Source organism: Acidithiobacillus sp. AC3 (genome assembly GCF_050261095.1).
GTDB classification, from domain to species: Bacteria; Pseudomonadota; Gammaproteobacteria; order Acidithiobacillales; family Acidithiobacillaceae; genus Igneacidithiobacillus; species Igneacidithiobacillus copahuensis.
Genome location: NZ_CP189838.1, coordinates 567,948 through 589,911 on the forward strand (window position 1 = coordinate 567,948; position 21,964 = coordinate 589,911).

Consider the following 21,964-nt stretch of genomic DNA (forward strand, 5'->3'; position numbering starts at 1 on the left):
GTATGGCGGTATCGCGTCCAGCGCTGCGTCTGCAGGATTCTTTGGCAGCGTTGCCCGGCATCGGGCCGGCGCTTGCTGGACGCATGGCGGGCCTGGGTCTCACGAGGATCGAGGACCTGCTTTTTCATCTCCCCCTGCGGTTTCAGGATCGTCGGCGCCTCTTGCCGATTGCTTCTCTGCGGCCGGGGATGGAATGCGCGGTACTGGGGGAAATTGTCGATCTGCAGCGCCAGACCGGCCGGCGAGAGCAGTGGTTGCTGCGTCTTGCGGATGCAAGTGGGGCAGCCCTTCGCCTGCGATTCTTTCACCTGAGTCCGGCTTTGCGCCAGCAATGGCACAGCGGACGCAGACTCTGGTGCTTTGGCGAATTGCGCGCGGGTCTGCAGGGGCTGGAGATGGTGCATCCCGAGTGGCAGCTCGCCGATCGAGGGGATTTTCGGCCTCCCGAGCATCTGACACCGTTCTATCCCAGCACCCAGGGCATCCACCAACAGCAGTGGCGGCGTTTCATTGCTGCCGCGCAGGAATTGTTGCCCAGCCTCGCTGATCCCTTACAGGCATATTTCCCGGACTGGCCGAGTATGGCCGACAGTATTCGCTACCTGCACCGGGGCGGGGAGCGTGCGCCCATGGCCGCGGATCGGGAGTGGCAACGAGTCGCCCTGGAGGAGCTCCTGGCGCATCATCTGGCTTTGCGTCGGGAACGTCGGAAAAGCGCTGCGCAACTGGCAGAATCTGTGCCTGATCCCAGGCTTTGGCAGCGGCTGCGCAGGACCTTGTCTTTTTCGCCAACGTCTGCGCAGGAACGGGTGATTGCCGAGGCGGTAGCCGACCTGGCGAGCCAGCGGCCGATGCGGCGGCTGGTGCAGGGTGACGTCGGTTCGGGGAAAACCCTGGTGGCGGTTGCGATACTCCTGCATGTGGTAGCAGCGGGTAAACAGGTTGCCGTCATGGCGCCGACGGAAATTCTGGCAGTGCAACTGTATGAGCGTCTGCAGTCCTGGTTGTCTTCGCTGGACGTGGCGGTGGGGCTCTTGCTGGGTAGCCAGGGACTGCGTCAGCGACGCACTACCATGACGGATTTGCAGGAAGGTAGCCTGTCCGTCGTTTGTGGGACGCAGGCGTTATTCCAGGAGAATGTGGAGTTTGCCCGTCTGGGGCTGGTGATCATTGATGAGCAGCATCGCTTTGGCGTCGAGCAACGCCGTCGACTGCTGGAAAAGGGCGACCTGCCCCATCTCCTGGTAATGACCGCAACACCGATCCCGCGTACTCTGGCCATGACCCTGCACGCCGATCTGGATATTTCCAGCATCGATGAATTGCCGCCGGGGCGGCAACCCATCGACACGCTGGTGCTGGCCGATGATCGGCGGGAGGAATTGATCCAGCGGCTGCATCACCTGCTTGCCGCTGGGCGCCAGATCTATTGGGTCTGTCCTTTGATCGAGGAATCCGAGATCCTGCAATTGCAGGCAGCGGAGACCAGTTATGCCGATTTGCAGGCAGTATTGCCGGAAATTTCCATTGGCTTGCTGCATGGGCGCCAGCGCAGCGAGGAGAAGGCGCAGATCATGGAGGCATTCCGGCACGGGAAGCTGCGAATATTGGTGGCGACGACGGTGATCGAAGTAGGGGTGGATGTTCCCAATGCATCGGTGATGGTGATCGAGCACGCCGAGCGTTTGGGATTGGCGCAATTGCATCAGTTGCGCGGGAGAGTGGGGCGGGGCGCGCAGGCCAGTGTCTGTATCCTGATGTATCACGCACCCCTTTCGGCCAAGGCGCGGGAAAGACTGCAGATCCTGCGTGCGTCGCAGGATGGCTTTGTCATTGCGCGCAAGGATTTGGAGATGCGGGGACCGGGGGAGTTTCTGGGAGTGCGGCAGAGCGGTGAGCGGCAGTTGCGTATCGCCGATCTGCTGCGCGATGAAGCGCTTTTGGCGCTTCTTCCAGGACTTGCCGAACGCCTGGAGCGGGACTGTCCGGAGGCGATCGATGTGCTCGTCCAGCGCTGGTTGGGTTCAGGCACTGCCTATGCGGCAATAGGCTGAAAAGAGGGAGGAATATCCTTGACATGCTGAGACACTATCTGTACAAATAAATGTACAAATGGAGGCGCCAATGGATGCCATCACCTATAGTACCGCTCGAGCCAAGTTAGCCGATACCATGGATCGTGTCTGCGATGATCACGAGCCCATCATCATTACGCGCAACGGGGAGCAAGCCGTGGTGATGATGTCGCTTGAGGACTTCAAGGCCCTTGAAGAGACGTCTTATTTGCTCAGGAGCCCGAAGAACGCAAAGCGATTACTGGAGAGCATTGCGTCGCTGGAATCGGGGAGGGGCAAGGCCAGGAATCTTGCCGAGTGAGGCTGGTCTTTTCCGAACAGGCATGGGAGGACTATCTTTACTGGCAGAAGACTGACAAGAAGTTGGTCAAACGAATCAATGACCTGATCAAAGAAAACACGAGGACGCCGCACAGTGGGGTAGGGAAGCCTGAATCGTTGAAGCACGCGCTAGCTGGCTATTGGTCGCGGCGAATCAACGATGAGCATCGGATCGTCTACAAGACAATGAATGATTCGATTCTGATCGTTCAGTTACGCTACCACTACTGACCGCAGTTAACGGAAAGGCGCTGGCGAAGATGCTCCGGTAGACAGTCAGGGATGGGCTGGAGTATTCTGCAAAAAATTTTATATTAGCGCGAGGAATTACGCGTGGGACGTTGGTATCATTGGTCTGTGGCGGTAGTTGGTATGGTATTCCTGGGCGGCTGTACTTCGCAGCTCCCATCGACCACGGTCCACTCGGTTGCCTACTACGCGGCGCGCATTCCTCCGCCTCCGGTCAGTCCTGCGATTTCCACGGCCCCGGTGCAGCCCGTTGCGCCGCAAGATGTGACTTTGCACATCATCGTCAATACCGATCAGCGCAAGCTGTATCTATATCGCGGCTCGACCCTCTTGGCCAGCTATCCGGTCGCTATTGGCTTTGGCGGGTCGGCTCCGCGCCGGATTCGCGGTGATAACAAGACGCCCGTCGGGCACTATCACATAGGGTATGTACGCTGGGGAACCCAATACGGACCCTTCATGCTTCTCACCTATCCCAATCGGCACGACGCCGAATGGGGCTTACGTGAAGGGATCATCTCTCAGAGCCAGTATCACGCGATTGTGTCGGCCATCGATACTGGGCAGGTGCCGCCGCAGAACACGCCCTTGGGCGGGTACATCGGAATCCATGGCATGGGGCCAAGTTTTTCGTACGATCGTGCTGCCAGAGTGTTCCCAGGCCGCTGGACGGCAGGCTGTGTGGCGCTCTCCAATCACGACGCACAAGACATTGCGAGTATGGTCCAACCCGGCACACCTGTAGAAATTATTGGACAGGTGGCGAGTTATCCGGAGCAGATCAATCAAAGCGGGCGTCTGGCTTTTCAATACCATCACGTGGCGGATAGAGGACTGACATTCGGCAGCGCGGCCGGCGGACAGTCACCTCAAAAGTTGCAGAACGAGTGATTCTTCAGATCTCATTACGAAGAAGCATTTCTGTAAACCAGCAAATGCGGTTGCGGCCCTCGGACTTGGCTTGGTAAAGGGCATTATCGGCGCGAGATAAAATGGAGGAGATCGAGCTGTCGCTTGATTCTACCGCCGTTGCGCCGATGCTTACGGTTACCTGTATGCTCGTTTGCGAGCTGATAGCCACCGGGTGATCGCAGACTTTTTGTAGGATCCGTCTCGCCAGCGAGCTGGTATTTTCGATAGAAGAATCCTCGCAAATTAAGAGGAATTCTTCTCCGCCAAGGCGTCCAAAGTGATCGGTACTGCGCAACTCACTCTGAACGACTACAGAGAATTCGAGGAGCACCTGATCCCCCACTAAATGTCCATGCTGATCATTGATTCTCTTAAAATGATCTAGATCAAGGATGCATACGCTCATATCGCGCTGATGGCGTTTGTAGCGCGAGAGTCTTTTCCCCATCTCTTCCAGGCTGAAGCGTCGGTTGGCGATACCTGTGAGTTCATCTCGGCTTGCTAGTTGTTCCAACTTGCGCTCAAGGGTACGCCGCTCCGTAATGTCGCGCCAAATACCTTCTACCCCGGCATACTGACCCATTTCATCGAGTAAAATGGTACTGCTGATGGAAATATCGATAATTCTTCCATCTTGGCAGCGCATCTGTCCCGGAAAATCTCGAACATAGCCCTGTTTTTTGATGACTTCCACGAGTTCCTTGCGATTATCCTGGTCAGGATAGAACACGGCGGCTGGCAGGCCAATAATCTCGTCGGGGGAATAGCCAAGAACATTGCGTACCGATGCGCTCACATAGCGGGTGATGCCATCGGCATCCGTGCGGTAAAAAACATCCTGCATGGTGTTCATGAGGTGTTGAAATTGCGCATCGCTGTCCCGCAGACGCTTTTCCATCGCACAGCGTTCGGTCATATCGAGAAATGTGGCAACGAGGCCTATGTGGCTGTCAATCATCAAAGTGCGACTCGTCAGAGCGATAACCCTGACCTGATGCAGGCAGGTATAAACGCGAAACTCGGTTGGAGGATTGATGAGATTGCTCTTTTCGGCGCGGCGGATGCGGGCAATTACTCGCTCTTGATCGAGGGGATAGATGAATTTGTGTACAGATTCTCCGAGAACCTGATCTTTACTGTCGGCTTGGAAAATCTGGAGGGCAACCGTATTGGCGTAGAGAATGAGGTCAGACGCGAAGATAAGGACTGCGGTTGGCAAGGCGTCGAAGATAGCGCATTCCTCTATCGTGTGCACGGAAGCTTGTGCCGGTATGGTCTGGTCGCCCATGCCTCTCCTCAAACCCTTGTGGTGAACCCTTTTAGGCCTCTTCTATCAGGACGCCTTTTCTGTGATTATCGTGACATTGATTGCTGATGGTCAAGGAGCGGCCGGCAAAAATTTTCTACCCTTCTATTTGCCCTGCTTCCCAGCCGTTGCGGATACAGTCGCCCAGCGCTACGCCGCCGCACCAGTTGCCCAGCAGTGACAGCCCCGGCCAGTCGCGTAGAAGACGATCTATCGCGGCGATGCGTTGGGTGTGTCCCAGGTTGTATTGCGGAATAGCGCGAGGCCAAAGTTGGGCCCGCTGGAAACTGGGTGCGCCCTGGATGCCCAGGATGGGGGAGAGGTCGTCCAGTGCTTGGCGAAAGAGGAGAGCTTCTTCCTGTGGGATCGTTTCCTGTGCGCCACCCAGAAACACCGTAAGTAATACTTGGCCGTCGGGCGCACGCTTGGGGAAGAGGGTGGAAGAGAACAGCGCCCCCAGGGTAGGAATGCCCAAACGCCGGGGAATGAGCACGCCAAAGCCGTCCAAGGGATGTTTGACCCGCGCGCGCGGAAAACCCAAGGCAAGTGTCGCGACCGTGGGATAATCGATTTCCGCGAGCCGATCGCGCAAACCCTTCGCTGCCGAAGGCAGAAGGCGAATGATCGCATCGGTGGGGAGGCAGAGAAACAACTGTTTTGCCAGGAGAGTGCCGGTTCTGCTTTCCACTCTCCAGCCCTGATCGACGGGAAGGATGGCGGCCACCGGCTCGTTGCAGCGCAATCTATAGCCTAGTTTTGCGGCAGCGGTGCGGGGCAGGTCCTGCATGCCGCCGGCAAAAGACAGCAGGTGACTGCGCATGGCCGGGCGTTTACGGCGCAGGCCTGCGAGCAACAGCGACCCATGTTCCTGCTCCATCTGCGCCAGCCGAGGGAGACTGGCAGCGAGGGACAGGCGCTCAGGATCGCCAGCAAAAACCCCGGAAACAAAGGGGTCGACCATCCAGTCCAGCACTTCCCGACCGAGGCGCCGGCGCACGAAGGTTGCGATGGACTCTTCCGCCGTCGCGCGGGCGCGGAAGGGTTCAGCAAGGAGGCGTAGGCGAGCACCGGGAGACAAGAGCTTGCCGCCCAGCAGGGCTCCGGGCCCGAGGGCAACCAGCCGCTTTTGCTGATTGAGGACAAAACGGCGACGGGCGAGGGGGTTGGCGGAAATGCCATCGAGAGCAAGACGCTGGAGCAGGTCTGCCACCAGTGGGTCGCGAACCAGCAGGGTGTTGGGGCCAAGGTCGTAGGTAAAGCCTTCTTCGCTACGGCTGCGAATATTGCCGCCCGCCTCGTCACGCGCCTCGAGCAGCAGAAATTCTTTTTCTCCTTCCTGTAGACGCAAAGCCAGACTGAGGCCAGTGATTCCAGCACCAACAATGAGGTAGGGCAGTACGTCCATGCTTCATTCCTCTTGCGGCAGTTCCGCAGCGTATGCGCGGCTCTGGCGATACCAGCGGTGCGCGTGCCGGAGCAGGGCAATCAGGATGGCGGTGACGGGGAGGGCGATGAGAAGGCCCACAAAGCCGAGCAGCTGTCCGCCAGCAAGGACGGCAAAAATCACCAGCACCGGATGTAGTCCGATGCGATCCCCAACCAGTATTGGGATGAACAGGGTGCTCTCGAGAATTTGCCCGATTCCATATACCACCCAGACTTCGACAAGAGAAAGGAAGGCGCCGCCCTGGATATACATCGCTAGACTCGCCAGGATGATGCCGCTGGCAAAACCCAGATACGGCACAAAACTCAAGAGTCCGGAGAGGAGGCCGATGAGGAGAGCGGTTTTCAGACCCACGATGCTGAGCCCGATGGCATAGGTGGCGCCCAGCGCGAGCATGTCGAGGAGCTGCCCGCGCAGAAAGGCCATCAGCATCCGGTCGGAATCGATGGCTAGTTGCCGGACAAGGGTCAGCTGGCGACGCGGGATGAGCTCGTCTAAGCGTTGCAACAGTGGCGGCCAGTCCCGTAACAGATAAAACGTAATCACCGGAATGAGCAGAAAGTTCATCAGAAACGAGAGGATGCCGGAGCCGGAAACCAGTGCGACCTGGAGGCTGTTGCTGGCCCAATGGGCGAGCTTGCTGGCATTTTTGCTGGCGTAGGTCGTCAGCGTGTGACTGTCGATCGGGATCCCTAGGCGCTGAGATATTTGTGGCAGCAGCTGCGTCTGGAGCAGGCTCGCGTATTGCTGGATGTAGCTAATGGCGATCAGGGTTTGCGCGCGTACACTGGGCAGCAGGGCCATGATTACCGCAGCAGTCAGCAACAGTGCGAGCAGGAACACCAGGGTGGTCCCGAGGGTACGGCCGATGCGCCAACGTTGCAGAAGCGTTACCAGTGGGTTACCGAGGTAGGCGAGTACCCCGGCAATCAGAAACGGAGAGAGGATGGGGCCGAGCCGATAGAGCAGCCACAAAAGAAACGCAAGAATCAGCCAGGGAAGCCAGCGTTGCGGCATGATCAGATTCCGTTCCGGAAAGCCCGGCAGTGACCAAGTCCAGGGAGAGGTTCAATGTAAACTATGGCCACTCCCCTCTACCGCGTCGAGCATGACCTGCTGTACCTCCGGGCTGTAGTCGCCTTGCAAGATCTGCTGTTTGCCCTCCTGAAAAAATAGCTGGGCGTCGGCCGGGAGGAATTTCTGTAAGGCCGCAAAGGCCTCGCGCATCAGCTCCGGGGCTTGCGCGCGGGTGGCAGTGATCCCCCAGTTGAACAGCAGGATACGCCAGGGGCGCTGCGGATCGTTGCTTTCCAGGTCGGCGGCATAATCGGCTTCCGCAGCTGCCACTACCGCCCCCATCAGGCGCGCCAGGCTGGCAAGTGCCGCCGGGTCCCGCTCGCCGTTGGCCAATACCGCCAGGCCGTTCACCACCGGGTCGAGGGTATGAATCGGCTGCCGCTCCTGTACCAGCCAGGCAGCGATGCTGACACTGACTACCTCGAGTGCTGCTTTACTCTTGCGCTCTCCGAGGCGGTCTGCCCAGGTCGCCAGATCCATGAGCAGGCCGATGCTGAGATCGCCAATCCGCTCTGCTTCGTCTTCGGGCAGCGACGGATCCCAGTCGGCAGTGTCTTTCTCCAGCACGAGAAAGAGCTGCCGCAAGGCATCTACCACTTGTGGCGGCGTGACCTGTTCGCCGGTGGCGATCTTGCTCTCGGCGAAGCGGGCGAGGAGGGGTTGGACCTGTTGTTCGAAGCGAGCCTTGGCGCTGGCGATGTCGGCGAGAGAAGGCAAGGCGGGTTCCTCAAAGTGCCAAAATTCGCCTTTGATGATACCATGAAAACTTTGCTGACGCAGTGTGTCGGGAGCTTCTCTATGCCACAGTCCACTCCTCCTCGTTCCGCAGTCGATCTCCACATGCATTCACTGCATTCCGATGGCAGCATGCGGGTGGAAGATCTGGTCGCGCGGGTTGCCGCGCGCGGCGTGCGTCTGATGGCGCTGACCGATCATGACAACACTGTCGGAATTGCGACGGCCGCAGCGGAGGCGGGCCGCCTGGGTATCGATTTTTTGCCTGGGGTGGAGGTATCCAGCGAATGGAATGGCATCGGCATTCACATCGTTGGCCTGGGTATCGAGATCCAAGATCCGGAACTTCAGGCCGGCCTCGACCGGATCATGGAGTTTCGCGACTGGCGCGCGGCGGAAATCGGCCGCTTGCTTGCCACTGCTGGAATTCCTGATGCCGAGGCCGGCGCGCGGGAACTGGCCGGTAGCCGCATGGTGGGGCGGACCCACTTCGCCCGTTGGCTGAAGGATTCCGGCCACTGCCGCGATAATGGAGAGGCCTTTCAGCGCTGGCTGGGGCGGGGTCAGGTGGCCTATGTGCCGAGTGACTGGATTCCCATGGTCGAGGCCGTCTCCTGGATTCGTCAGGCGGGGGGTGTTGCCGTGGTTGCGCACCCAGGGCGTTACAGACTGAGTGCGGAGCGCCTGCGCGAGCTGTTCGTAGAGTTCCGTGATGCTGGCGGCGGCGCCATCGAGGTCTCTTCCGGTTCGCAGGCAGCAGCTGATCGAGAGCATCTGGGTAAGTTGGCGCGGCAATTGAATCTTGCTGCCTCCCTCGGTTCGGATTTTCATGGCCCGGAAATTGGTCACGCCGAGATTGGGCAATTGGCGCCTCTGCCCGTTGGGGTGCAGCCGGTCTGGGAGTGCCTCGGGCATCCTTTCCCCCTTTTACCAGTCCACTGACAGCATTCCCATGTCCCAATTGCGGGAAAAAATCCGCTTTGCCAACTGGGGGACGGTCGTCCTCGTTTTGGTGTATCTCGGGGCGCTGTATACCTTAAGCCCCTACGCCGGCCCCCTGCTTATGGGCGCTGTTCTCGCCACCGTGGGTTGGCCGTGGCAACTGCGCGCCGAGCGTTCTTTTCATTTGCCGCGTTGGCTCGCTTCGTTTTTCCATGCGTTGGCGTGGATGGCGATTATCATCATTCCGGCCGTCCTGGTGGTCGAATCGATCCTGCCGCAATTGCTGCAGGTAGTGGCGCGTTGGCAGAGTGGGGCCCCCTTGCTCGGGGTGCCGCGGGAGCTGCAGCAGGTTCCCTATTTTGGAAAATGGCTCGCGGCGCATCTGCGGGTGTTGAATGGCGCACACCTGTCGCACTTTTTTTCGGAACATGCGGCGGTTATCACGAGTTCCCTCGGGCAGCTCTGGTTTTTTGTTTTGCATACCTTTTTTGTGGCGTTGACGGTTTTTGCCATAAGTCTGCATGGAAGACGCTTGAGTGAGGTCCTGCATCTGACGGCGGCTGAGCTTTGGGGCGCGGAGCGGGGGGATCGCTTCTTGTTGGCGGCGCGGGAGGCGACACGTTCCGTGCTCATCGGGCTGATTGGCGTCGGCGTCATCGAAGGCTTGCTCATCGGTATTGCTTACGCCGTGGCTGGCCTCAACACCTGGCCCTTATGGATGGTAGTCACGGCACTTCTTTCGCCGATCCCTTTTGGCGCAACGGTGGTGGTTGCCGCCGCCACCCTGTGGCTGATTTTCGGCGGGCATTGGCTTGCCGGTTTTGTGGTTCTGGGTTGGGGGTTCTTTGTCATTACCCTGGCGGACTTGCTGATTCGTCCCCTGCTTACGGGGTCGCAAAGTCAGGCGCCCTTTTTCCTGGTTTTTTTCAGTATCCTGGGTGGCGCGGCTGCCTTTGGCTTGATAGGGTTGATCATCGGCCCCATATTGGTATTGTTGGCGCGTGGTGTGTGGCTGGCGTGGGAGCGGCGGGTGCTGCTCGAGCGTGGAACCGGGGCTGGTGCAGCGCAGTCCAAGTTTTGAACTCCTGGAGGTGCGGAATGGATTATCAGATGTTTGATCAGCAGTACAATCAAATTGCTCAGGCGACTCAGAACAACGTGCAGGGTTTGCAGCAGGTAGCGCAGAAGGTGCAGTCGGCGATTCCCGATGCTACCCAGGCGCGGGAGTTGATCCTCGATCTGCGTAATATGGCGATGAATCTGCAGAGTCAGCAGCAGAACGTGAATATGCTGTTGCAGCAGATGGGCCAGCGCATTCAACAGCTGGAGATGCAGATGCAGCAGATGGGCGGGCAGCCTGGGATGAATCCGAACATGGCACAACGTCCCTGGAACGCGCCGGCGCAGGGTGGCATGGGAAGCGGTTTCATGGGCAATGTGATGACCGGTTTGGGCTTGGGTGCTGGTTTTGCCGTCGCGGATAACATCGTCGACGACATCTTCAATATGTTCTGATTGTCTTTCCGGCAAGCAGAAGCAGACGGCGGTCGCTTTGGCCGCCGTTTTTCTTGGAGCGAACTGTGGCAGAAGAATGGATCTATGGCATCCATGCCGTCGAGGCGGCGATCGCGGCGGGGGAGGTGGAGCGCCTATGGCTGGCGGCGGAGAGGGCCGGTGATGCCAGAATCTCGTCCATCCGCCAAGCGGCCGAGGCCCATGGCCTTCCGCTAGTGCTGGAGCCAATGCAGGCCCTGCAACGGCGTTGCCATGCGGATCAGCACCAGGGGGTGCTGGCCCGCGCTTTGCCGCTTCCCGCCCGGGATTGGAAAGCCTTCGCAAAGCATCTCCCGGAGCATGCCTTTCTATTGATGCTCGATGGGGTGACGGACCCGCATAACCTCGGTGCCTGCTTGCGCAGTGCCGAGGCGGCGGGAGTAGATGCCGTGCTGTTGCCCAAGGACAATGCCTGCGGCATTACCGCTACGGTACGCAAGGTGGCTGCCGGTGCCGCTTCCCGCGTGCCGGTGTTTTTTCTGACCAATCTGTCCCGCACGCTCGAGGAGCTGCAGCAACGCAATTTTTGGGTGGCTGGCCTTGCCGGAGAGGCAGCACAAAGCATCTACGAAGTGGATCTGCGCGGCTCTCTGGTACTGGTCATGGGGAACGAGGAGAAGGGTGTCCGTCGCCTGGTTCGGGAGCATTGCGATTATCTGCTGCGTATTCCCATGGCCGGCCAGATCGAGAGCCTGAATGTCTCGGTCGCGACCGCGGTGGTACTCTTTGAGGCCAAGCGGCAACGAAGTGGGGAGGCATCGACGCGGCATTCGCGCTAGAATGGGGCCCCTGTACAGGAGAGCCCATGACTCCAAGCGTTGTCGATTCCCACTGTCATCTCGATTTTGACGAGTTTGCCGCTGACCGCTCGGAAGTGTTGCTACGCGCGCGGCAGGCGGGAGTCGCGTCGATCCTGATTGCGGCGGTGCGCCAGCCGGATTGGGGACGGGTGCGCGCCTTGGCGGAATCGGAAGCGGAGATCTGGGGTGCGGCCGGAGTGCATCCGAATGAGCCGGTTACAGAGACTCCGCGTTATGAAGATCTTGTCGCTGCCCTGGACCACGAAAAGATCGTCGCCGTCGGCGAAACGGGTCTGGATTATTTTCGCTCCGAGGGGGACCTTGCCTGGCAGCAAGAGCGCTTGGCGCGGCATATTGCCGCCGGGCGGGAAACCGGCAAGCCCCTGATCATTCATACTCGCGAGGCGGCTGCCGATACCCTCGCCTTATTGCGCAGCGAGGGTGCCCGCGACTGCGGCGGGATCATCCATTGTTTTACCGAAACCCTCGATTTTGCCCGTCAGGCAATGGACCTGGATTTCTATATTTCATTTTCCGGCATCGTCACCTTCAAGAACGCCAAAGATTTGCAGGAAGTGGCCAAATTCCTCCCGCAGGATCGGCTGTTGATCGAGACGGATGCCCCGTATTTGGCGCCTGTGCCGATGCGCGGCAAACGCAACGAGCCTGCTTTTGTTGCGCATGTCGCGCGTTTTCTTGCGGAGTTGCGCGGAGAAGATCTCGATAGCCTGGCGGCGGTGACTTCGCAGAATTTCCGTCATTTGTTCAAGTTACCGGAGCGGGAATGCGCATTCGCTTCCTAGGTACGGGCTCCAGCGCCGGGACGCCGCAGATTGGCTGCGATTGCGCCGTGTGTCGCAGTGCGGATAGCCGGAATCAACGCAGTCGGGCGAGCATTCTGGTTGAAGAGCAGGACACCCGGATTCTCATCGACACTGGCCCGGATTTGCGTATGCAAATGTTGCGCGCCGATGTTCGGCACTTGGATGCCGTTTTTTATACCCATTTCCATGCCGATCACATCAACGGGATCGATGATCTGCGTGCCTTCAATTTTCTCGCCAAGCGGGTGCTTCCCTGTTTTGCCGATGCGCGTACGGCCCGCGAGCTGGAAGAGCGCTTTCGCTATTGTTTTCTTCCCCCCGACCCCGGCTGGGCAAAGCCGTCCCTGTCGATGACGGTCGTTGAGTCCGCACGGCAGATAGGTGCAATCACGGTCCTGCCCATACCGGTTTTGCATGGTCAGCTACCCATTTATGGGTATCGCTTCGGCAAAGCCGCCTATCTGACGGATCTGAAAACCATCCCGGAAGAAAGCTACGCACTGCTGCACGACCTGGATCTGCTCATCCTCGATTGCCTGCGTGAGGAAGAACATCCGACCCATGTGAATCTTGCCGAGTCTTTGGCGCTTGCGGCACGGATTGGCGCCCGGCAGACCCTCCTTACCCATATGACCCATGATCTCGATTACCAAAAACTTTGTTCCGTTCTGCCGGAGAACATTGCCCCAGCGTATGACGGGCTGATCTGGGAAAGGTAATTTGCCAGTAGTGGCACAGCATTCTCCTGTGTTGCGGAACCTCTATATCTCTTCTACTGTATGCAAAACTTTCGACGACCGGACCTAGACACCATGACGCAAGTACCCTCATTGCCCCTCCACGCCCCTGATTTCTGCGCTGGCATGCTTTGCTATGGCGAGGCTTGGCCAGAATTTGACCGTTTGGGAATCGCGGCGGTTATCCAGGAAGGGGCGCGGGCGATTGCTGATCCCGCCGATGAAAGCGCCGTCTATCAGACCCTGTTGCTTGCTGATGCCCTGCGTTACTGCACCCTGCAGGTCTGTGCCGCCAAGTCGTCCGGACACCCTGGGGGATTTGCCTCCAGCGCCGACATTTATGCGGCTTTGGTCATGCTTGGACACACCAATATCGTGACGGAAGTAGGGCATCATGCGCCGGGATTCTACAGCGCGATGTTTCTCGATGGCTCTCTGGAGGCCATGCAGATCCAGAACATGAGCGATTTCATGGCACGCTTTCGCGAGCGCCACGGTCTGCTGGGGCATCTTTCCGGGGCCATTCCCGGTCTGCTGGCACCGGCAGGCCCCCTTGGGCAAGGGCAACATTTCGCCATGGCCGGTGCTTTCCTGCATCCGGGCACGCTGTTTCCGGTTACCATCGGCGATGGCGGCTTCGGTGAACCCTATGTGCTGAGCAGCATGAAGCACTTCCATTTTGCCTATCCGAATGTCACCAACTATCTGCCGATCCTGATATGGAACGGCTTCAGTCAGGAGCATCATTCCATGGTCTCGCGCATGAGCAATGCCGAGATGATTGCCTACTGGAAGGCGCATGACTTCGATGAAGTCATCCTGATCGATGCCAAGGATTTTGACAACGCCAATCAGCCTGGGCCCTATGTGGATTCGTCCAAGTTTTCCTTCGCGCAGCGCCTCGCTTTCATGAAGGCAGTGCTCGCGGCAACGGCCAAGGCGGCGGACTCGGCCTTGCAGGGGCGCCACACCGCCGTCATTCTCAAGCAGCTCAAGGGTGCTGGCGTGCATGTCACGGGAGCCAAGTCGCACAATTTGTACCCCAAGGATACCCCGGATTCCCCCGAGATCCATGCCGCTTTGGAGCGCTTGGCGCTGGCGCCAAAGGCCTGGGCTCTGGTGCGCGAAAACGCCCGCCGCGCCGGTGGTGGCCCCGCCGGGCAGACGGTGGTCACGGAACAGGTTCTCGACCTGGCGCCCTTGGGCTCCTTCCCGGTGCAAGATTTCGCTGTGGGCGAGCAAGTGGTGCCGGCCACTGCCTTTGGCGCGCTGGTGGCTTGGCTCGGCCAACAGGACCGGCGTTTTGTGGTGAGCAATGCCGACGGCAACGAGGCCTCGGCGATGAAAAATATCAACGATGCCCTGAAGATTCGCCACCCCACGGAAGACCCGCTCTACAACCAGATGCCCAACGGTCAGGTCTATGAGCCGCTTAATGAGGACGCCTGCGCCGGTCTTGCCGCGGGCTTGGCCTTGTTTGGCGGTCGCTCCCTCTGGTTGTCGTACGAATCCTTTGCCATCAACGGCTGGCCCATCGTGCAGACCGTGGGACAGGCGATGGCGGAACTACGGCGGCCGACGCCTTCGGTGGTCTGCATGTTCACCGCAGGTGCCCTGGAGCAGGGGCGGAACGGCTGGACGCATCAGCGTCCCGAGATCGAGAACTACTTCGCCGCGCAGATGCGCAATGGCAGTGTCTTCCTGCTCTATCCCTGCGATGCCAATGCGGCGCAGGCGGCCTACGAATACGCGGTAGAGAGCCAGAACAAGGTGATGGTGATCATTGCTTCCAAGAGCCCGTTGCCCGTCCACCTGGATATGGCGACCGCCCGCACGGCGATCCGTCGGGGTGCGGCGCTGCTGCACGAAAGCACGGGCACGCGCGCAACGGTAACCCTGGCGGTCACCGGAGATATGGTCCTGCAGCCGGTGTTTGCCGCACGCGACGAGCTGGTGGCGCAGGGCTATGGGGTGCGCATCGTCAGCGTTCTCAATCCGCGTCAGCTCTACCGGGAGAGTGATGTGGCAGTCGATACCGTGGCGGAACCGGATCGCGATTTCCTGCCGGATACCGAATTTCATGCGTTGTTTGCTGGCGAGATTCTGTTGGGTATCAGCGGCGGCGGATCGGCGCCGCTGGAGCCGGTCTTCCTGCGCAGCCGCGCCCAGCAGCGCGATACCCTGGCATGGCGGCGTGGGGAAACCACGGCGAGTGCGGGCGAACTCATGGCGTTCAATGGCCTGACCAGCGCGGCCATCGTGGCGAAAGTGCAGGCCTTGTCGGCCTGAAGCGGAGTGGCGGCAATGGACGAGGCGAGCAGCAAAATCATCGTTATCGATGACGACCCGACCGGCTCGCAGACGGTGCACTCCTGTCCCCTGCTCCTGCGCTGGGACGTGCAGACCTTGGTCGAGGGGCTGGCGGACCCATCACCGCTCTGCTTTATTCTCAGCAACAGCCGGGGGATGACGGCGGCGGAGGCATCGCGGGTGACGCGGGAAATCGCCGAAAATCTGCGTACGGTGCTGGCGCAAAGCGATGCCCAGGATCCGCCGCCGATTCTGGTCAGCCGTTCGGACTCCACCCTGCGCGGTCATTATCCCCTGGAAACGGACGTCCTGGCCGAGGTCCTCGGACCCTTTGATGCGCATTTTCTGGTGCCCGCATTCTTTGAGGGCGGGCGGATTACCCGCGACGGCACACACTACGTACGACAGAACGGGCAGGAGATCCCCGCGCATGAGACCGAGTTCGCCCGCGATTCGGTCTTTGCCTACCAACACAGTTACCTACCCGATTACGTCGCGGAAAAGACCCAAGGCCGGATTCCCGCCCCCAGCGTTCAGCGGATATCCTTGGCGGAACTGCATGCAGGTTGTTTGCCGCGCCTGCTGGCTTTGCAGGGCAATGCCTGCGTGGTCGTAGATGCCGAAAAGCCGGAGGATCTGGCGGCCTTCGCCCGCGACGTCAAAGAGGCCGTAACGCAAGGAAAACACTTTCTCTTTCGCAGTGCTGCCAGTCTGTTGACGGCGCTCGCTGACTTGCCCCCGCAGCCGGTTCCGGCAGAGGAAATGTACCGCTGGGTGCGCGGTAACCGTCCTGGTCTGATCCTGGTCGGTTCGCACGTCCGCAAGACGACGGAACAACTGGAACGTCTCTTGGCGGAGCCTGGGCTGCAAGGGGTCGAGGTGGATGTCGATGCCTGTCAGGGCACAGCGGGGGATGCGCAGCTCGCGGAAATCCGGCAACGGGCAGAAGCCATCCACGTCAGTGGCAAGGACATTGTCCTCTACACTAGCCGCGTCGAACGCCAGTTTCCGGATCAAGATACGCGCTTTGCCTTTGGGGTGGCGGTATCCGCATTCCTGATGCGTGCCTTACAGGCCATGCCTACCGATCTGGGATTTTTGATCAGCAAGGGCGGCATTACCTCCAATGATGTGCTGAGCCAGGGGTTGGCGTTGCGTCAGGCAAGGGTCCTCGGGCAGATCCTGCCGGGGTGTTCGGTGCTCCAGTGCTCTCCGGAGCATCCGCAGTTTCCGGAGCTGCCTGTGGTGATTTTCCCGGGAAATGTCGGCGATGCAGACTCCCTTGTGCTGGCGCGTCGCCGCCTGCACGGAGGGGCCTGACCATGGAAGAGGGCGCGCATACTCCGGCAGAGCAGGATTTTCTGCAGGCGCTGGCCGCGGCCTTGCCTGCCGAGCGGGTGCGCAGTGGCCGAGAGTCCTTGCAGGCCTACGAGTGTGATGGGCTTTCGGTATTACGGGAACTGCCCCTTTGCGTGGTGCTGCCGCAGGATCGCGAAGAGGTACAGGCGCTTCTGCGCCTGTGCCGGCAATATCAGATTCCGGTCGTTCCGCGCGGAGCCGGTACCGGACTCTCCGGGGGTGCGCGACCGGTGGCGGGCGCGGTGCTTTTGTCCTTGGCGCGGATGAATCGCATCCTGGATATCGATCTGGAAAATCGGACGGCTCGGGTCCAGCCGGGGGTGCGCAATCTGGCTATCAGCGAGGCGGTGCGACCCTTTGGCTTTTATTATGCCCCCGATCCGTCCTCGCAGATTGCCTGCAGCATTGGTGGAAATGTCGCAGAAAACTCGGGTGGCGTGCATTGTCTCAAGTATGGGCTGACGGTACATAACGTCCTCGCCGTGGAGGTACTCACTGCCGATGGCGAAATCCTGCATTTCGGTGGATTGACGCCGGATGTGCCCGGCTATGATCTCCTCGCCTTGTTCATCGGTTCCGAAGGGCTGCTGGGCATCGTGGTGGAGGTGACGGTACGGCTGCTGCCTGTCCCCGAGAACACTGTGGTCCTGCTGGCTGCCTTTGCCGAACTCAGGCTTGCCGCGGATGCCGTCAGTGCCATTATCGCCGCTGGTATCATTCCCGCTGGATTGGAGATGATGGATCGCTTGGCCATCCAGGCGGCCGAGGATTTCGTGCATGCCGGCTACCCACGTGATGCCGCTGCCATTTTACTCTGTGAGCTCGACGGCAGCGATGCAGAGCTGGCGGAACGCGTTGCTCTGGTCGAGGAGATTCTGCGCCGCCAGGGAGCGGACAGTATCCGCGTCGCCCGAGATCCGGATACCCGAGCCCTGCTCTGGAAAGGACGCAAGGCGGCCTTCCCCGCCGTGGGCCGAATGGCGCCGGATTATTACTGTATGGACGGCACCATCCCGCGCGGGCGCCTGGCTGAAGTCCTGGAGCAGATCGCCCGCTGGTCGGAGGAATTTGGGCTCGCGGTAGCGAACGTCTTCCATGCCGGTGATGGCAATCTGCATCCTCTGATTCTCTATGATGCCAACGCACCGGGGCAGATTGCTGCTGCGGAGTCTTTTGGTCAGCGGATCCTTGCCCTGTGTGTGGAGGTGGGCGGCAGCATCACCGGAGAACACGGGGTCGGAGTGGAGAAATTGGATAGTATGTGTGTACAGTTCTCCGCTGCAGAGCTGGAGACCATGCATCGGATCAAGGCGGCCTTTGATCCCGAAGGGCGCCTGAATCCGGGAAAGGCCATACCGACCCTGCACCGGTGTGCCGAGTTGGGGGCCATGCATGTGCATGGGGGTGCCCTGCCATTTCCCGAACTGGAGCGCTTTTGAGATGGATATCACGGGGCGCTTGCAGGAGCAGGTCCAGGATGCCTATGCCGCTCAGCGCCCACTGCGCATTCGTGCAGGTACCAGCAAGTCTTTTTATGGTCGTTTGGTAGACGCCGACGCCGAACTCGATCTGCGCGAACATAGCGGCATTGTCGATTACCAAGCGGCGGAGCTTTATGTGACGGTGCGTGCCGGAACCCGGCTGCACGACCTGCAGGATACTCTTGCCAAGCAAGGACAGACCTTGGCCTTTGAGCCGCCCTGTCATGGCGCAGAATCAACCATTGGGGGGGTTGTCGCCTGCGGTTTTTCCGGTCCGGCCCGACCGTACGCCGGTTCCGCGCGCGACCACCTGCTGGGAGTGCGAATCCTGGATGGACGCGGGCAAGATCTGCATTTTGGCGGGCACGTGATGAAGAATGTGGCGGGTTACGACCTTTCGCGGCTGATGGTGGGCGCCCAGGGAAGCCTTGGCGTATTGCTCGAACTCAGTCTCAAGGTCTTACCCCTCCCGGCGCGGCACATGACCTTCGTGCAGGAGCGGCAGATGGTCGCGGCAATCAAAGAAATGCAGCGTTGGGAGGCCCAGCCGGTTCCCTTGAGCGCTTCTGCCTGGATGGACGGGCAACTCTATCTGCGTTTTTCTGGCGCGGAGTCTGCCCTTGCCGGTCTCCGCGCGCGCGTGGGCGGAGATCTTCTCCTGCCCGACGAAGCAACAAGGTTCTGGGCGCAGTTGCGGGATCAGCAACTTCCTTTTTTTGCTCCAGGGCTACCCCTCCTGTGGCGCCTTGCGCTGCCATCCGGTACCCCGCCCATATTGCAGGAGTCGCCGCAAGTGTTGGAGTGGGGCGGCAGTATCCGTTGGCTACACAGCGATGCCGGTGCAGAAGAGATCCGCGCGCAGGCGGTCAGCCGAAATGGCCATGCCATCCAGTATCGGGCCGCACAGAGCCCGCAGCCCTTTCCGCCACTCAGCGATCTGCTCCGCACCCTACATGGGCGCGTCAAAAGCGCCATGGATCCCCGGCACATTCTCAATCCCGGTCGCCTCTATGCGGATTTGTGAGGTGGAAAATGCAATGTGAGATTGCCTCCAATTTCTACCATGACGAGGACATGGCCGAGGCCGAGGCCATCCTGCGCAGCTGCGTACATTGCGGTTTCTGCACGGCTACCTGTCCCACCTATCAGATCGTGGGCGACGAGCTCGATGGGCCGCGCGGGCGCATCTATCTCATCAAGGAGTTTCTGGCAGGGGCGCCGACGAGCAGTGAAAGCTTGACGCATCTGGACCGCTGTTTGCTCTGCCGCGCCTGCGAAACGACTTGTCCCTCCGGTGTGCGCTACGCACGGTTGGTGGAGATTGGCCGCCGCAATCTGGAGCCGCATCTCGGTCGACCGGCACGCGAGCGTCTGCAGCGCGCGTTGTTGCGCAGCATCATCCCGTATCCACAACGCCTGCGCCCACTCTTGCAGATCGCGCGACGGGTCAAGGAGGTACTGCGAGAGGACTGGGCACGGCAGATTCCCGACTGCCCTACGCCGACCGCCGCAACGGAGCTCGAGGGTTCCGAGCAGCCTCGGGTGCTCTTGCTGGCAGGCTGTGTGCAGAGTGTCAGTACGCCCGCCACCAATCTTGCATTGCAGAAGATTCTCGATTACCTACAAACTCCTTGGCGGGTTCCCGTCACGGCTGGCTGCTGTGGTGCCCTGAGCCAGCATTTGAGTGCGGAAGAGGAGGCACTCGGCTTCATGCGGCGCAATATCGACGCTTGGTGGCCCCGGATAGAGCAGGGTGCGCAGGCCATTCTCGTGAGTGCCAGTGGCTGCGGGGCAATGGTCAAGGAATATGGCCAAGCCTTGCAGCATGATCCCGCCTACGCCGAAAAGGCCCGGCGCGTTGCCGAATTGGCTCGCGATCCGGGCGAGTGGCTGCTCGAGGGAGGGTTTGAATTTCCCAGCATTGTTCCCGCCCAGAGGAAGGTGGCCTTCCATTCTCCCTGCTCGCTACAGCATGCCCAGAGGCTCTCCGGAAAAATCGAAACCCTGTTGCAGCACGTCGGCTATGATCTGGTACCGGTGGCGGATGCTCACCTCTGTTGTGGTTCGGCAGGCAGTTACTCCTTGCTGCAGCCGGAGCTCGCGAGGGAGTTGCGCGAGCGCAAGTTATCTTGCCTGGAAGCAAAAGCGCCCGATTGCATTGCCACCGCCAATGTGGGTTGTCAGCTGCACCTACAGCAAGAGGCAGATGTACCCGTTCGACACTGGCTGGAACTCTTGGCCGACGCCTTACCCGAAACCTTGGGCGCTGGCGAGCGGCAGTCGTCCGCCCAAGCGTAGCAGTACCGCCGCATTCCGTGCCGTTTCGCGCAGTTGCTCGGCGCCACCAGCCAATATCTCCGCTTCTTCTCCCAGGCGAGGGGTACTGGTGAGAATCACATCCACCCCCAGCTCCCGGAACACATCGGTCTCGCCGGAGCGCGATCCGGCCAGAACAATCAGCGGCTTCCCCAGGCGTTGACAGCGTTTGGCGATACCCGCAATCGTCTTGCCGTGACTGGTCTGGGCATCGATGCGGCCTTCCCCGGTGAGTACCAAGTCGGCGGCGCGGATCTTTTCGTCAAGATCGATGAGATCGGCAATGCTGTCAATGCCAGGGCGCAGTCGGGCACCGAGAAAGGCGAGGCAGGCCGCACCCACTCCACCGGCGGCACCACTGCCCGGGATCTGACGGATGTCCCGGCCGATACTGCGCTCGATGCAGTCCGCATAATTTTTCATACCGTTCTCCAGCGTTTCAATCGCAACCCGGTCGGCTCCCTTTTGTGGACCGAACATCCGCGTCGCGCCGGAGTCTCCGAGCAGGGGGTTGTCGACGTCGTAGATGATCTCTACACCGCAGTTCTGCAAACGGTCGTCGAGATGGCCAGCGTCAATGGAACGCACCTGCGCCAGGGCGGCGCCGGAAGGGGACAGGAGTTGACCCCGACCATCGAAAAAGCGTATCCCCAAGGCCGAGAGAAGGCCCATGCCGCCATCATTGCTTGCGCTTCCTCCAATGCCCATCACGATTTTTCGACAACCTCGGTCCAGGGCGGCACGAATCATCTCCCCAGTACCCGTGCTCGCGGTGCGCAGCGGATCTTTCTCCCTCGCATCCAAAAGCAGTAGACCGCTGGCCTGGGCCATCTCGATGACGGCGGTGTGCCCTCCATCAACGATGCCTATGTCAGCCTGGATCTCGCGACCCAGGGGATCGTGCACCACGGTCGCGACCCGTGATGCCGAAAGCACCTGCAAAAGCAGGTCCAGGGTTCCCTCGCCACCATCGGCAAGGGGCAAGCGCTGATACTGCCAGTCGGGGAATATGGCACAAAAACCCGCTTGCATGGCAGCAGCGGCCTCGCCCGCCGTCAGACTACCCTTGAAATGGTCGGGGACGATCAGCACCTGCATGATGTTTCCGTTGATGAGGCAGACATGATGTCTTGTCAGTGTAGCGCAGTTGTCCTATCGAAGATGGACGGCGTCCTCGAAGCCGCTTAACGCAATCGTGGATGGCTGATACCAGTCTCAAACTGACAATTCACGCGGCGATATGGCGGACCCCTCGTGCTACACCTCTTTGCCGCGCTTGCCACAGATCGAACGCCATTTGCATACGCAGCCAGAACCCTGCCTCTATCCCCAAGGCAGCCTCTAGGCGGAGCGCCATACCTGCACTGATTCCAGCCCGGCCATTCAACACGGCTGACAACGATTGCCTGGTCACATGGAGAGCCTTGGCAGCATCGGTGACGCTCATCCCCTCGGGCAAATATTCTCGAAGCACTTCACCCGGATGTGCAGGGTTGTGCATTTTGCTCATAGCACCTCC

The 21,964-nt window shown here is 60.0% G+C and carries 21 protein-coding genes; 15 read left to right on the forward strand and 6 right to left on the reverse strand.

Annotated features, from left to right (window positions below; all coding sequences use genetic code 11):
• Window positions 1-2 precede the first annotated feature (2 nt).
• The 4 genes from recG (at window position 3) to ACQAYK_RS02935 (ending at window position 3,536) form a co-directional block, all read left to right on the forward strand.
• Window positions 3-2,054 carry an ATP-dependent DNA helicase RecG gene (gene recG, locus ACQAYK_RS02920; RefSeq protein ID WP_215870922.1) on the forward strand — a complete coding sequence of 684 codons (2,052 nt, stop codon included), beginning with the start codon at window positions 3-5 and terminating at the stop codon, window positions 2,052-2,054.
• 70 nt (window positions 2,055-2,124) lie between these two features.
• Window positions 2,125-2,376: a type II toxin-antitoxin system Phd/YefM family antitoxin gene (locus ACQAYK_RS02925; RefSeq protein WP_215870923.1), complete on the forward strand. Its 252-nt coding sequence runs from the start codon at window positions 2,125-2,127 to the stop codon at window positions 2,374-2,376.
• Window positions 2,373-2,627, forward strand: coding sequence for a Txe/YoeB family addiction module toxin (locus ACQAYK_RS02930; protein ID WP_215870924.1), 255 nt, complete (start codon window positions 2,373-2,375; stop codon window positions 2,625-2,627). Before ACQAYK_RS02925 ends, ACQAYK_RS02930 begins: the two co-directional genes overlap by 4 nt.
• A gap of 102 nt (window positions 2,628-2,729) precedes the next feature.
• Window positions 2,730-3,536, forward strand: a complete 807-nt coding sequence (locus ACQAYK_RS02935; protein WP_255790099.1) for a L,D-transpeptidase family protein — start codon at window positions 2,730-2,732, stop codon at window positions 3,534-3,536.
• Window positions 3,537-3,540: 4 nt separating this feature from the next.
• Here ACQAYK_RS02935 and ACQAYK_RS02940 read toward each other — a convergent pair whose 3' ends face one another.
• From ACQAYK_RS02940 to ACQAYK_RS02955, 4 genes are all read right to left on the reverse strand, one after another.
• Window positions 3,541-4,845 (reverse strand): sensor domain-containing diguanylate cyclase, encoded by a 1,305-nt coding sequence (locus tag ACQAYK_RS02940; RefSeq protein ID WP_483167799.1) that lies wholly within the window; start codon window positions 4,843-4,845, stop codon window positions 3,541-3,543.
• Between the two features lie 115 nt (window positions 4,846-4,960).
• A complete protein-coding gene (gene hemG / locus ACQAYK_RS02945) occupies window positions 4,961-6,268 on the reverse strand; it encodes a protoporphyrinogen oxidase (protein ID WP_483167800.1) in 1,308 nt (435 codons plus the stop codon).
• A 3-nt stretch (window positions 6,269-6,271) separates the two neighbouring features.
• Window positions 6,272-7,327 carry an AI-2E family transporter gene (locus ACQAYK_RS02950; RefSeq protein WP_483167801.1) on the reverse strand — a complete coding sequence of 352 codons (1,056 nt, stop codon included), beginning with the start codon at window positions 7,325-7,327 and terminating at the stop codon, window positions 6,272-6,274.
• 51 nt (window positions 7,328-7,378) lie between these two features.
• Window positions 7,379-8,104 carry a hypothetical protein gene (locus ACQAYK_RS02955; RefSeq protein ID WP_483167802.1) on the reverse strand — a complete coding sequence of 242 codons (726 nt, stop codon included), beginning with the start codon at window positions 8,102-8,104 and terminating at the stop codon, window positions 7,379-7,381.
• Between the two features lie 123 nt (window positions 8,105-8,227).
• On the opposite strand from ACQAYK_RS02955, the gene ACQAYK_RS02960 reads away from it, so the two are divergent.
• From ACQAYK_RS02960 to glcF, 11 genes are all read left to right on the forward strand, one after another.
• A complete protein-coding gene (locus ACQAYK_RS02960; protein ID WP_483167803.1) occupies window positions 8,228-9,064 on the forward strand; it encodes a PHP domain-containing protein in 837 nt (278 codons plus the stop codon).
• A 10-nt stretch (window positions 9,065-9,074) separates the two neighbouring features.
• A complete protein-coding gene (locus ACQAYK_RS02965) occupies window positions 9,075-10,145 on the forward strand; it encodes an AI-2E family transporter (RefSeq protein ID WP_483167804.1) in 1,071 nt (356 codons plus the stop codon).
• Window positions 10,146-10,162: 17 nt separating this feature from the next.
• Window positions 10,163-10,579, forward strand: coding sequence for a hypothetical protein (locus tag ACQAYK_RS02970; protein ID WP_483167805.1), 417 nt, complete (start codon window positions 10,163-10,165; stop codon window positions 10,577-10,579).
• Between the two features lie 65 nt (window positions 10,580-10,644).
• Window positions 10,645-11,397, forward strand: coding sequence for a 23S rRNA (guanosine(2251)-2'-O)-methyltransferase RlmB (rlmB, locus tag ACQAYK_RS02975; protein ID WP_483167806.1), 753 nt, complete (start codon window positions 10,645-10,647; stop codon window positions 11,395-11,397).
• A 26-nt stretch (window positions 11,398-11,423) separates the two neighbouring features.
• Entirely contained in the window at window positions 11,424-12,221 is a 798-nt protein-coding gene (locus ACQAYK_RS02980; protein ID WP_483167807.1) for a TatD family hydrolase, read from the forward strand.
• A complete protein-coding gene (locus tag ACQAYK_RS02985) occupies window positions 12,203-12,961 on the forward strand; it encodes an MBL fold metallo-hydrolase (RefSeq protein ID WP_483167808.1) in 759 nt (252 codons plus the stop codon). The genes ACQAYK_RS02980 and ACQAYK_RS02985 overlap by 19 nt, the downstream gene beginning before the upstream one ends.
• A 93-nt stretch (window positions 12,962-13,054) precedes the next feature.
• Window positions 13,055-15,268, forward strand: a complete 2,214-nt coding sequence (locus tag ACQAYK_RS02990; RefSeq protein WP_483167809.1) for a phosphoketolase family protein — start codon at window positions 13,055-13,057, stop codon at window positions 15,266-15,268.
• Window positions 15,269-15,283: 15 nt separating this feature from the next.
• Window positions 15,284-16,609, forward strand: a complete 1,326-nt coding sequence (locus ACQAYK_RS02995) for a four-carbon acid sugar kinase family protein (RefSeq protein WP_483167810.1) — start codon at window positions 15,284-15,286, stop codon at window positions 16,607-16,609.
• Between the two features lie 2 nt (window positions 16,610-16,611).
• Window positions 16,612-18,087 carry an FAD-linked oxidase C-terminal domain-containing protein gene (locus ACQAYK_RS03000; RefSeq protein WP_483167811.1) on the forward strand — a complete coding sequence of 492 codons (1,476 nt, stop codon included), beginning with the start codon at window positions 16,612-16,614 and terminating at the stop codon, window positions 18,085-18,087.
• 1 nt (window position 18,088) lies between these two features.
• On the forward strand, window positions 18,089-19,153 hold the full coding sequence (gene glcE / locus ACQAYK_RS03005) for a glycolate oxidase subunit GlcE (RefSeq protein ID WP_483167812.1): 1,065 nt from the start codon (window positions 18,089-18,091) through the stop codon (window positions 19,151-19,153).
• An 8-nt stretch (window positions 19,154-19,161) separates the two neighbouring features.
• Window positions 19,162-20,427: a glycolate oxidase subunit GlcF gene (gene glcF / locus ACQAYK_RS03010; RefSeq protein WP_483167813.1), complete on the forward strand. Its 1,266-nt coding sequence runs from the start codon at window positions 19,162-19,164 to the stop codon at window positions 20,425-20,427.
• Here the strand turns inward: glcF and ACQAYK_RS03015 are convergent.
• Both ACQAYK_RS03015 and ACQAYK_RS03020 read right to left on the reverse strand, forming a co-directional pair.
• Window positions 20,377-21,543 carry a glycerate kinase gene (locus ACQAYK_RS03015; RefSeq protein ID WP_483167814.1) on the reverse strand — a complete coding sequence of 389 codons (1,167 nt, stop codon included), beginning with the start codon at window positions 21,541-21,543 and terminating at the stop codon, window positions 20,377-20,379. The two genes, glcF and ACQAYK_RS03015, sit on opposite strands and share 51 nt — an antisense overlap.
• 130 nt (window positions 21,544-21,673) lie before the next feature.
• Window positions 21,674-21,955: a HigA family addiction module antitoxin gene (locus ACQAYK_RS03020; protein ID WP_483167815.1), complete on the reverse strand. Its 282-nt coding sequence runs from the start codon at window positions 21,953-21,955 to the stop codon at window positions 21,674-21,676.
• Between the last annotated feature and the right edge of the window lie 9 nt (window positions 21,956-21,964).